Origin of the sequence: Kitasatospora sp. NPDC057518 (assembly GCF_042802075.1) — a bacterium.
In the GTDB taxonomy this organism is placed as follows: Bacteria; Actinomycetota; Actinomycetes; order Streptomycetales; family Streptomycetaceae; genus Kitasatospora.
In genome coordinates this window covers 1-10,736 of sequence record NZ_JBHVEU010000305.1, presented here as the reverse complement: position 1 = coordinate 10,736, position 10,736 = coordinate 1, and the positions used below count along the sequence as shown (strand labels likewise).

The 10,736-nt window shown below is 75.0% G+C and carries 8 protein-coding genes and 1 tRNA gene; 4 read left to right on the top strand and 5 right to left on the bottom strand.

Going from position 1 to position 10,736, the window contains the following annotated elements; translation table 11 throughout:
* Nucleotides 1-148: 148 nt before the first annotated feature.
* Nucleotides 149-223: transfer RNA gene (locus ACFU7Z_RS27035), tRNA-Val, on the bottom strand.
* Nucleotides 224-368: 145 nt separating this feature from the next.
* Between ACFU7Z_RS27035 and ACFU7Z_RS27030 the strand changes: the two genes are divergently transcribed.
* Both ACFU7Z_RS27030 and ACFU7Z_RS27025 read left to right on the top strand, forming a co-directional pair.
* Nucleotides 369-1,778 (top strand): hypothetical protein, encoded by a 1,410-nt coding sequence (locus ACFU7Z_RS27030; RefSeq protein ID WP_079271736.1) that lies wholly within the window; start codon nucleotides 369-371, stop codon nucleotides 1,776-1,778.
* Between the two features lie 101 nt (nucleotides 1,779-1,879).
* Nucleotides 1,880-2,095 carry a zinc ribbon domain-containing protein gene (locus ACFU7Z_RS27025; protein ID WP_049659427.1) on the top strand — a complete coding sequence of 72 codons (216 nt, stop codon included), beginning with the start codon at nucleotides 1,880-1,882 and terminating at the stop codon, nucleotides 2,093-2,095.
* A gap of 41 nt (nucleotides 2,096-2,136) precedes the next feature.
* On the opposite strand, the gene ACFU7Z_RS27020 is transcribed toward ACFU7Z_RS27025, so the two are convergent.
* The 3 genes from ACFU7Z_RS27020 to ACFU7Z_RS27010 are packed head-to-tail and all read right to left on the bottom strand — an operon-like array spanning nucleotide 2,137 to nucleotide 6,822.
* Nucleotides 2,137-2,970 (bottom strand): HAD family hydrolase, encoded by an 834-nt coding sequence (locus ACFU7Z_RS27020; protein ID WP_380780222.1) that lies wholly within the window; start codon nucleotides 2,968-2,970, stop codon nucleotides 2,137-2,139.
* Entirely contained in the window at nucleotides 2,970-5,576 is a 2,607-nt protein-coding gene (locus ACFU7Z_RS27015) for a phosphoribosyltransferase (RefSeq protein WP_380780220.1), read from the bottom strand. The genes ACFU7Z_RS27020 and ACFU7Z_RS27015 overlap by 1 nt, the downstream gene beginning before the upstream one ends.
* 37 nt (nucleotides 5,577-5,613) lie before the next feature.
* Entirely contained in the window at nucleotides 5,614-6,822 is a 1,209-nt protein-coding gene (locus ACFU7Z_RS27010) for an HpcH/HpaI aldolase/citrate lyase family protein (protein WP_375874110.1), read from the bottom strand.
* A gap of 357 nt (nucleotides 6,823-7,179) precedes the next feature.
* On the opposite strand from ACFU7Z_RS27010, the gene ACFU7Z_RS27005 reads away from it, so the two are divergent.
* The gene (locus tag ACFU7Z_RS27005) at nucleotides 7,180-8,346 is read left to right on the top strand and encodes a TerD family protein (RefSeq protein ID WP_380780217.1); all 1,167 of its coding nucleotides are present in this window, start codon (nucleotides 7,180-7,182) and stop codon (nucleotides 8,344-8,346) included.
* A gap of 111 nt (nucleotides 8,347-8,457) precedes the next feature.
* On the opposite strand, the gene ACFU7Z_RS27000 is transcribed toward ACFU7Z_RS27005, so the two are convergent.
* On the bottom strand, nucleotides 8,458-9,198 hold the full coding sequence (locus ACFU7Z_RS27000) for a Tellurium resistance (protein WP_049652604.1): 741 nt from the start codon (nucleotides 9,196-9,198) through the stop codon (nucleotides 8,458-8,460).
* A 329-nt stretch (nucleotides 9,199-9,527) separates the two neighbouring features.
* Here ACFU7Z_RS27000 and ACFU7Z_RS26995 point away from each other — a divergent pair, with 329 nt between their 5' ends.
* Nucleotides 9,528-10,673 carry a DUF2637 domain-containing protein gene (locus ACFU7Z_RS26995; RefSeq protein ID WP_074000775.1) on the top strand — a complete coding sequence of 382 codons (1,146 nt, stop codon included), beginning with the start codon at nucleotides 9,528-9,530 and terminating at the stop codon, nucleotides 10,671-10,673.
* Nucleotides 10,674-10,736 lie beyond the last annotated feature (63 nt).

The window sequence follows — 10,736 nt, the reverse complement described above, 5'->3', positions numbered from 1 at the left end:
GATCAGGAAGGTCCGGCCGGCAGAGCCCGGCGACACATCTGGCACGTAACTGGCACGACGCCTCTTCCCGCCTCCGCGGCTGAGGAACGAACAAGGCCCAAGTTCCCGGTTCGGTACCGGTGGCCTGGGCCTTTGCCGTGCTTCCTACTGGTGGGCGCGGACGGTTTCGAACCGCCGACATCTGCTTTGTAAGAGCAGCGCTCTACCACTGAGCTACGCGCCCCCTGCCGTGGCCCGACCGGGCGCACGACGAGAGCCTAGGGTACCTGGTCCCGGGAGGTGGTGGGGGACGGGCGCCCGGTGAGGGGCGGGGCCGTGCGGCGGGCGGGGTGGGAGGGGGTGCCGGGCCGGTGGGGGGATCGGGGAGAATGGGGGCCGGATCAGCGGGTCGGAGCAGGGAGCGCGCAGTGACGGTGGCCGGCGGGAGCGGGCGGGGGCGGCGTCGGGCGGGGGCGGCACTGGCCGACGCGTTGGTGGTGCCGGTGGCGCTGGCGGGTGCGCTGGCCGCGGTCGGGCTGGCCTCGGCCGGAACCGGCGGCTGGTGGGGCCGGCGCGGCGGCGGCGAGGGCGGACGGGCGCAGGCCCGGGAGGCCCGGGCGGCGGCCCAGGAGGCGTTCTACGAGCTGGAGGAGACCCAGCGCGAGGTGCAGCTCGCGGTGGAGACCGTCCGAGCGGCCGAGGAGGGCCCGACGGCGCAGCGCGCGCTGGCCGACCTGGCGGCGATCTCCGGCCGGGTCGAGCAGGTCACCGTGAACTACCTCGCCGCGCTCGACGCCCACAACCTGGACAGTGAGACCCTGGACGCCGGCACGGCCGCGCAGGCCAGGCGCCGACTGGAGGACGTGAAGAGCCAGCTCGGCTCGGCCCGGGCGGAGCTGAACGACTTCCTGCGCCGCCTGCAGCCGACCGTCGAGCACGCCGAGCAGCAGCTGATGCGGGTCACCCCGGCGGTCGAGCAGGCCAAGCGCGCGCTGCTCGCGGCCACCACCGCGCTGGACGGGGCGCGCGGCGCCGGCCTGCGGGCGGACGACCTGGCGGCCCGGCTCGCCGAACTGGCGCCCGAGCTCGGCCGGCTGAACGAGGGCCCGGCCCGGCACGGGGTCGCGGACACCCTGCGGCGCGCGGAGGACGTGAAGCAGCGCGCCGAGGCGATCGCCGCCGACGCCGGACAACTGCCGGAGCGGGCGCGGGAGATCGACCGGCGGGTGGCGAGCCTGCGGACCCGCATCCAGGCGCTGGAGACCAAGGCCGAGACGGTCGAGCCCGCCCTGAGCGAGCTGCGCCGCCGGTTCAGCACCGCCTGCTGGCAGGACCTCCAGCGGGTGCCGGACCAGGTCGCGGAGGCCGGGCGGGCCGCCGAACGCAAGCTCGCCGAGGCCGCCCGGGCCCGGGACGAGCAGCGCTGGGCCGACGCCACCGCCGCGATCGGGACGGTCCGCGCGCTGCTGGAGACCGCCGACGGCTCGGTGCTCGCGGCGAACGACCGGCTGCGGCAGCTGAACGAGGTGCAGCACGACCCCAACCGGGAGATCGAGCGCGCCCGCTTCGCCATCCGGGACGCGCAGCGGCTGGCGATGGCCGGGCGCAGCGCGCCGGACCCGCGGCACGCCGCCCCGCTGGACGAGGCGGTGGCCCGGCTGGACCGCGCCGTGGCCACGCTGGAGGCGGCCGGCCGGCACCCCGACTACTGGCACTTCCTGACCGAGCTCGCGGCGGTGCGGGACACGGCGGCACGGGTGATCGAGCTGATCCGCGGGGACCTCGGCGGCCACCGGTAGCACCGGGAGCGCCAAGGCATCGGTAGCACCGAAGCACCCGGAAGCCCTGGAAGCACCGGAAGCGGGCTGCCGGCGGGGACCCCGCTCGGTACCCTGCCGGTATGCCTCGCTACGACTTCCGCTGCCGCTCCTGCGGCGCCACCTTCGAGCTCCGCCGCCCGATGGCCCAGGCCAACGACCCCGCCGTCTGCCCGCAGGGCCACCAGGACACCGTGAAGCTGCTGTCCACCGTCGCCGTCACGGGCGGCGCGGCCGCCGCCCCGCAGGCCCCCGCCGGGGGCGGGGGCGGTTGCTGCGGCGGCGGCTGCTGCGGCTGACCACCCGCAGCCGAACCCGGCCCCGGACCCGAACCCGGGGGTCAGCCCCCGACCGGCAGGGCCGACGCCCCCGCCAGGAACCGCCGGACGATCTCCTCCCCCGCCGTCACCCCCACCTCCGTCAGGGCGGTGACGCCGGGGGCCGTCCAGCCGCTGTCCGCGAGTTCGCCGTGCCCCGGGCGCCAGCCCGCGTCCGCCGCGAGCAGCAGGTCGGCGTCGAGCAGCGAGTCCCCGGCCGCCAGCACGGTGTCCGCGCCGCGGCGCCGGACGACCTCGGCCAGCGCGGCGCTCTTGGTGAGCGGCGCGGGCACCGCGTACACCTTGCGGCCCTGCAGGGAGACCGTCCAGCCGCGCTCGGCGCACCAGCCGGCCAGCTCCGCCAGCCAGCCCTCCGGCAGCGCGGCGCGCTCGACCACCAGGTAGGCGAACAGCTCGTCGGCGACCCGCCGCTTGTGCGTCCACTCCGGGTCGGCGCACAGGGCGAGCCGCCGGACGACCTCCTCCAGCGGGGCCGAGCCGGCGGCTATCCGCGCGGTGATCTCGGCCCGCCAGTCACCGTCCGGCACGCCGTCCACCAGCAGCTGCCCGCCGTTGGCGCAGATCGCGTACGCGGGGACCCAGTCCGGCGTCGGGCCGGGCAGGTTGACCCGCCCGTACTGCTCCGGCGTGCGGGTGGTGGCCGGCACGAAGCAGGCCTCCCGGGCGAGTTCGGCGAGCAGCCCGGCGGCCCGCTCGGTCATGAAGGACAGCGGCCGCCCCTGGTACACCTCGACGCAGAGCAGCCTCGGCGCCAGCCGGTCGGGCCCGGCCAGGGCCATGGCCCGCTCGGAGTAGATCAGCGTCCGGTCGAGGTCGCTGGCCACCAGGACACCCATCAGGATTCCCTCCCCGTCGTCTCGGTCACGGTGCCCCCGTCGGCCACCGCTCGCCCGTCTCCCCCGGTCGCCCCGCGGCTGTAGCGGGGGTGGATCAGGCCGACGCAGGTGTACGGCAGGCCGTCCACCTCCTCGACCTCGACGCCGCGCTGGGCGGCGAGCAGCCGGACGTGGTCGAGGTCCGCCCCGGCGCCGCGCCGGGCGAGGATCCGCCAGGGGACACGGCGCAGCAGCACCCGGGTGGTCTCGCCGACACCGGGCTTGACCAGGTTGACGTTGTCGATGCCGTACTCGGCGCTGATCCGCTCGACGGCGGCCCAGCCGGCCCGGTCGGGCTCCCGGTGCGGGTCGGCGGCGAGCCGGTCGGCGCCCTCGACCGCCGCGGCGCGGACCTCGCCGAAGCGGGCGGCCACCGCGTCCAGGAAGAGCGCCGAGACGTCGTTCCCGGCCAGCTCGGCGTAGTGCTTGGCGCCGTGGAAGTCGTCCGGCCCGATCAGCCCGGCGCGCAGCACGGTGCGCGAAACCAGCCCGGAGACCGTGGAGTTGAGGCAGGCGGACGGGATCAGGAAGTCGTCCCTGGTGCCGTACGTCCGCACGCAGCGGCCCGGGTCGGCGAGCACCGCGAGGTCCGGGTCGAAGCCGGTGCCAGCCAGCGCGTCGGCCAGTTCGCGGGTGATCGCGCCCTTGCCCGTCCAGCCGTCCACGAACACCACGTCCTGCGCCCGGTGGTGGGCCGCCAGGTACCGCAGTGCGACCGGGTCGATGCCGCGGCCGCGCACGATCGAGACCGCGTAGTGCGGCACCGACAGGCCGTGGGCGAAGGCCAGCCAGCGGCGGACCAGGATGCCGACGGGCGTGCCGGCCCGGGCCAGCGAGGCCAGCACCAGCCCGGGGCCGCGCTCGCGCAGCAGCGTCTCGGCGACGGTGCCGACGGCGAGCGCGATCCGGCCGGCGGAGCCGCGCAGCGCCTGGTGGAACAGCTCCTGGTACTCGGGGCTGGGCTGGTACTCGACCGGCAGCGACTCGGCGTAGTGGGCGCCACCGTTCTGGACGGCCTCCTCGCGCTCCTCGGTGGGGGCTTCGAGCGCGACCCCGGAGAGGTCCTTGAGCAGCCAGGCCACCTCCTCGGCGGGGTACGAGGAGAACGCCGGCCCGTACAGGGGCGCGGGCAACTCCGAAGAACCGGGCAACTCCGAAGACAGGGGCGCGGCGAGCGGAGCGGGCACGACGGGCACCGGCCGGTGCGAGGGCAGCACGGCGAGCACCACCCGGTCGGTCACCCGCCGCAGCTGGCCGAGCAGCGCCCGCTCGCCCTCGTGCAGCGCCGGGGTGTCGGCCACGTCGTCCACCACCAGCACCACGGCGTCGAAGCGCCGCGCCGGGTCGCTGCCGGGGGCGACGTTGTACGCGTAGCGCTCGGACGAGCCGCCGTCCCGCGGGTCGTCGTGGGCGGGGAAGGCGAGCCGGGTGCGGATGGCGTAGCCAGGGTCGTCCACCGCCAGGACGGGCGAGCGGGTGGTGGTGGAGAACCGGACGCGGTCGCCGCCGAGCCGCTCGGCGAGGGCGTCGGCCAGGCGCAGCGGCGCGTACATCAGCTCCTCGAAGCCGAGTACCAGCACCCGCCGCGCACCGGCGGGCAGGGCCTCGGCGAGCTGCCCGGCCAGCCGGGGCAGTGCGGCGTCCAGCCGGGCGCGGTCGCGGGCGGTGAAGCCGTGCCGGCCGCCGTCCGGGAGCCCGGCGGGCCAGTCCAGTTCGACCCGGTCCAGCGGCGCGGGTCCGGCCGACGGCGGCTCCCCGACCGGGGGCGCGGCGGCCGGCGCCGCCTCGGCGATCAGCCGCTCGGCCCGCGCCACGACGTCCTCCGGCAGCTCGACGCCGCCGCTCGCGGTGGCCACCAGGTCCAGCCGGACGCCGAGTTCGGCGGCGGCCTCATCGAGCCGGCGCCGGTCGGCCGCGGAGCGCAGGTCCACCAGGGCGACCACCACGTAGTGCCCGCGCGGGTGGCGGGCGTGCAGGTCGCGGATGGTGTTGAGCACCGTCCGTCCGGTCGAGAACTCGTCGTCCACCAGCACCAGCGGCCCGTCGCCGGCGAGGAGTCCGGGGTCGGCGGGGAGCAGCAGGTGCGAGGTGGCGTGCGAGTGCTCCTCCTCGAAGCCGCCGACCGGGTCCAGGCCGGGCACCGGCCGGCGGGTGGAGTGCAGGTAGGGGGCGTCCAGGCCGTCGGCGACGCTGTGGCCGAGGCCGGTGGCCGTCTCCGCGTAGCCGAGTACGACGGCCCGTGCGGCCGCCTCCGCGCCGAGCAGGTCGCGGACCCGGCGGCCGAGTTCGAGCCCGGCGCCGTGGACCACCGAGGGCCGCTGCGGCACGTGCTTGCCGAGCACGGTGGAGACCAGCAGGTGGGCGCGCTTGGGGTTCCCCGAGCGCAGCGCCAGGCCGACGAGTTCGGGGAGGCGCTCGGAGCCGGTCAGGGCGATCCCGGCCCGGTCGGCGACCCAACGGCCGGTCCACGTCTGCGGTGTTGCTGTCACTGCTGGTCCTGCCTTCGGTGGTGCGATGGTGCGTTCGTCGGTGCGTTCGTAGCCGGCGTTCACGGGTGCGTTCGTCATGTCCGTCGGTGTGTCCGTCGTGTCCGTCCGGGCGCCGTCAGCCGCACAGGCAGGCCGACAGCAGTTCGGCGAAGCTCACGTCCTCCCGGGCCACCCCGAACACCTCCGCCCGCAGCAGCACCCGCTCCGCCCAGGCCCGGTGCGGCCGGGCCTCGTTCATCTTGTTGGTGTACGCCGAGCGCAGTACCCCGCCGCCGTCCTGCTCCTGCCGGAGGATGTCGCGGGCGTCGCAGTACTCCTCGTGCGTGACCACGGAGAGGGCGTGCACGGCCGGTACGTGGCTGGGGTGGATGCAGGTCTTGCCGAGCAGGCCGTTGGCCCGGTCGAGTTCGACCTCCCGGATCAGCCCGTCCAGGTCGTGTTCGATGATCCGCCGGCGGACCTCCTCGCCGGAGGCCCGGAGCACCCCGGCCGCGGCCGGGACGGAGGCCCCGGCGAACGGGGTCCGGCGCAGCTGCGGCTTGAACATCCGCTCCTGCACCGGGAAGTACTCCCAGACCGGGCCGGTGACGGTGTACCCGGTGCCGTCCGCCCGGCCGAGCACGTTGACCACGTCCCCGATCACCGAGGCGACCAGCGCCACGTCGTACGCGGTGAGGTCGGGCGAGCGCCGCAGGCCGTACGCGGAGCAGAGGTCGGTGACCCCGAGCCGGACGGCGAGCACCCGTTCGCGGTGGCCGGCGAGCAGCTCGGCGATGCCGAACAGCTGCTCCCGCCTGGTCTCCAGGTGGGCGAGTTCGGGCGACTCCAGGACGGGCATGGCGAACAGCCGCCGCCCGGTCGCGGCCTCGGCGGCGGCCAGCGCGGCCAGGTACCCGCCGCCGTTCGCCGGGGTGAACTTCGGCAGCACGAAGCCGCTGAGCAGTTCGACGGCCGGGCCGAGACGCTCGGCCAGGTCGAGGATCTGGGCGGCGCTGCGGACCCTGATGAAGAGCAGGGGGTGGCTCTGTGCACAGTCGGTGAAGTCCTTGACCAGGTCATTCAACTGCTCGACCAGGTTCCGCTCGCCCGCGTCCACCTCGTGGTCGGCGATCGCGTCCTCCAGGCAGAGCACCATCGACACCACGCCCCGACCAGCGAGTTTGCGGATGTCGGCGGCCAGGGCGGGCCTGGTGGCCGGGCTGTAGAGGGTGCCGCCGAGGGCGGTGGCGATCACCTCCGGCCCGCTCCGCGCGCTGAACGGGCGCGGCTGTTCCAGGAAGAGCCGGCCGCGTACGTCCTCGGCGAGGTGGCCGAAATGGCGCAAGGTGCTCTCCTCCAGGAAGTGGACCGGCCCCCGGCCCGTTGCCGACGACACCCTGGTCAACCGGCCGACCGGGCGCCAAGGTTCCCGGGCACGCCGCCGCCGGACGCCCCTCCGCCGAACCCCCGGAGACCTTTCGACCGCCCATCGTACGGACGGGATCCGGCCGGTCCCGGTTCCCCGGCACTGAACTCCCGGAACATCCCGGTCCACTTGGACGATCATGGGCGCATCGATGCCCCATCCCGGAAACGACGGCGGCAAACCTCGGAAAGCGCAAGTCTTGGCAAAGTCCGACTCCGCGCGGACCGGTCCGGTCACGTTGTCCGAAGGGGTGGCGAACAGGCAGGATGGTCGGCTATGACGCACGTGATGGCCAAGGGCGCCAACATCGCACTGCCGGCGGCGGCGGTCCGCGCCGTGCTGCGCTGGAGCGCCACGCCCGGTGCGCCGGACGTGGACGCGTCCGCGCTGCTGCTCGGCGCCTCCGGAAAGGTCCGCTCGGACGCCGACTTCGTCTTCTACAACCAGCCCCGCCACCCCTCCGGCCTGGTCCGCCACCTGCCCAAGCAGCAGACCTCCGGCGGCGCCGAGATCATCGACACGGTCGAGGTCGAACTGGGCAAGCTGCCCGCCGAGGTGGACCGCGTGGTACTGGCCGGCTCCTCCGAGGGCGGGCCGTTCCGCGCCGTGCCGGGGCTGCGCCTGCTGCTCTTCGACGCCACGGCCGGCGAGGGCGTCCCCGCACTCGCCGAGTTCGCGATCGACGACGCCGAGAACGTCACCGCCCTCGTCGCGGGCGAGCTGTACCGCCGCTCCGGGGCCTGGAAGTTCCGGGCGATCGGCCAGGGCTACACCTCCGGGCTGATCGGCCTCGCCACCGACTTCGGCATCACCGTGGACGACGAGGCGGAGGCCGACCAGGCCCTCGGCGCCGCCCCCGCCCCGTCCGGCGCGTCCGGCGCGTTCGACCCGCGCAGCACCCCGCTGCCGGACCCGCGCTCGACCACCCCCGAGCCGGGCACCTTCACCCTGGCCCCGGCCGTCCCGCAGTCACCGCCCACCCCGGCCCCGGCCACCGCACCGGCCCCGGCCACCGCCGCGAACGCCTCGCCCGCGCCGGCGACCCCGCCGCCGCCCACCGCCCCGCCGACCGTGCCCCCGCCGCCCACCGCTCCCCCGAGCAACCGACCCGGCACCGGCTACGGCTACCCCCAGCAGCCCGGCACGGGGTACGGCTACCCCCAGCAGCAGCCCGCACCGCAGCAGCAGCCCACCGGCGGCTACGGCTACCCGCAACCGGGCACCGGCCAGCAGCCCTACCAGCAGCAGCCGGGCGGTTACGGGTACCCCCAGCAGAACCAGCCCGCGCCGCCGCAGCAGCGCCCCGCCGGCTACGGCTACCCGCAGCCCGGCACCGGCCAGCAGCCGCCCGTCCCGCCGCAGCCGCCGGCGGCCCAGCCCCCGGCGCCCACCGGCGAGGAGTTCGCGCTGCCCCCGCAGGGCCCGCAGTTCCAGCCCCGCTGACACCCCCGGCGGGGCCGCCGGACGACCCCGGCCCCGCCGCGCGCACCGCCCGCCGCCGTGGAACCGCCGCACGCACCGCCCGTCGCCGTGGAACCGCCGCGCCCGCCGGTGTCAGTCGCCCTTGTACCCGCGCTGCCACTGCATCCCGAACCCGTACAGCCGGTCGATGTCCGCCTGGAACCCGTTGACATACCGCACCTCGCGCCGCACCGTCAGCTGGTTGTCCCCCGCGTTCTCGATCAGCACCACCGCGCAGGAGCGCGCCGCCCGGGCCCGCTCCTCCAGCTTGATCTCGATCCGCGGCCCGGTCTGCGGCACGATCGTGACCACCGCGTGCGACTGCTCGAAGGCCGGCGTGCCGTCGTAGATGTAGACGAAGATCAGCAGCCGCTTGAACTTGTCCTTCTTCTCCAGGTTGACGTACATCGTCTCGCCGGACGGCGCCCCGTACTGGTCGTCGCCGCTGAGCTTGATGTACGGCGCGTTCTGGAGGTCGCCGAAGAGCCCGCCGAGCGGCTGCACCACGCCGGTGCTCCCGTCGGAGAGCTCGTACATGCAGGCCAGGTCGAGGTCGACGTTCATCGGCTCGCTGTTCTGCGGCGAGTCCGGGTCCTGCGGCCGCAGGATCCGCGGGCTGAAGAACCGCTTGACGGACTCCCGGGCGCTCGGCCGGCGGGAGCCCCCGGCGCTCATCGTCCAGTGCAGGTTGACGTAGAGGTAGCCGGTGGTGGCGGCCGACCCGGTGATCGCGTGCTGCGGAGTCGACTTGGTGAGTATGACCTTGTGCTGACCGCCGGGGTTGTCGAAGGTGTAGCTCTTGTCCCCGCGCAGGTACTCCCAGATCGAGACCATGCCGTCCTCTCCCCCTGCTCCCGCCAGGCGTTCTGACGGTCCGCCGACCAATGATCGGGCATCGGCCCGGCCGTCGGATACCCCGTCCACCCCTCCCCTATCCAACCGGCGGGTCGATTGGCAGGAGGAAGCCGCCCTCCCGTAACATGCCGCCCCTTCGGACGCGATATCGTCTAGCCGCACAGGCGTCCCGTCCGCCCCTGCGCGGGTGCGGCGGGCATGCCGTGCGGCGACGAACCGACCGTCAGGCGGTGCCCGTACAGCGGGCCCTGACCACCTGTGTCGCGCTGTGATCCTGTCCCCTGCGGAAACCCGAGGCCCGACCCGCAATGAACCTGACCTCCATACAGCTGGTCTGGACCGTCATCGGCGGCGCAGCCCTGCTGTTCGTCGCCGTCCTGCTGGCGACGCTGCGTTTCAAGAGCTCGAAGAAGGACGAGTCCGGCGACTCCTGGGAGCGCAGCGAGGAGCGCCGCCGGCGCAAGGAGATGATCTACGGCATCTCCTCGTACACGCTGCTGTTCTGCTGCGCCGGCGTCGCCGCGGCCCTCTCCTTCCACGGCCTGGTCGGCTTCGGCAAGGAGAACCTGGGCCTGTCCGGCGGCTGGGAGTACCTCGTCCCGTTCGGCCTGGACGGCGCCGCGATGTTCTGCTCGGTACTCGCCGTCCGCGAGGCCAGCCACGGTGACGCCGCGCTCGGCTCGCGCCTGCTGGTCTGGGTGTTCGCGATCGCCTCGGCCTGGTTCAACTGGGTGCACGCCCCGCGCGGCGTGTCGCACGACGGCGCCCCGCAGTTCTTCTCCGGCATGTCGATCTCGGCGGCGATCCTGTTCGACCGCGCGCTGAAGCAGACCCGCAAGGCCGCGCTGCGCGAGCAGGGCCTGGTGCCGCGCCCGCTGCCGCAGATCCGCATCGTCCGCTGGCTGCGCGCCCCGCGCGAGACCTACGCGGCCTGGTCGCTGATGCTGCTGGAGAACGTCCGCAGCCTGGACGAGGCGGTCGAGGAGGTGCGCGAGGAGCGCCAGGCGAAGCTGGACGCCAAGGCCCGCGCCCGCACCGCCGACCGCCGCGAGCGGGCCGAGCTGAAGGCCATCTCGCGCCAGGGCGGCATGCTCGCCCGGGGCCGCGGCGGCCGCCAGGTTCCCGCCCTCACGGCTGCCGGAGACGGCCCGAGCGCTACGGAGCCTGCCCTAGCCGCGGAAACCGACGCCACCACCTCGACCTCCCCGGCCTCGTCGTACGCGGACCCGCACCGGTCCGCCGACTCCTTCGAGCCGGCCGCCCTGGACGCCGGCCGCCGGCCGCGCGCCGCCGTCGGCTCCTCGTACGCGTCCTCCTCGTACGCGTCCTCCGGCACCGGGTCGTCCCGCAGCGACTCGACCATCGACCTGACGGCCGACGACGACACCCTGTCGATGCCGAAGCTGGACTCGCTGGAGCGCAAGCTGCGCGCGATCGAGCAGCAGCTCGGCTGACCGGGCGTCCCCCGGGGACAACCAGGAAGCACGGGAAAGGCCGCCCCCGGGAGACCCCGGGGG

Coding starts and splice junctions, on each gene's coding strand:
- ACFU7Z_RS27030 (WP_079271736.1), top strand. CDS start 369: ATGGGGGCCGGATCAGCGGGTCGGAGCAGGGAGCGCGCAGTGACGGTG.
- ACFU7Z_RS27025 (WP_049659427.1), top strand. CDS start 1,880: ATGCCTCGCTACGACTTCCGCTGCCGCTCCTGCGGCGCCACCTTCGAG.
- ACFU7Z_RS27020 (WP_380780222.1), bottom strand. CDS start 2,970: ATGGGTGTCCTGGTGGCCAGCGACCTCGACCGGACGCTGATCTACTCC.
- ACFU7Z_RS27015 (WP_380780220.1), bottom strand. CDS start 5,576: ATGACGAACGCACCCGTGAACGCCGGCTACGAACGCACCGACGAACGC.
- ACFU7Z_RS27005 (WP_380780217.1), top strand. CDS start 7,180: ATGACGCACGTGATGGCCAAGGGCGCCAACATCGCACTGCCGGCGGCG.
- ACFU7Z_RS27000 (WP_049652604.1), bottom strand. CDS start 9,198: ATGGTCTCGATCTGGGAGTACCTGCGCGGGGACAAGAGCTACACCTTC.
- ACFU7Z_RS26995 (WP_074000775.1), top strand. CDS start 9,528: ATGAACCTGACCTCCATACAGCTGGTCTGGACCGTCATCGGCGGCGCA.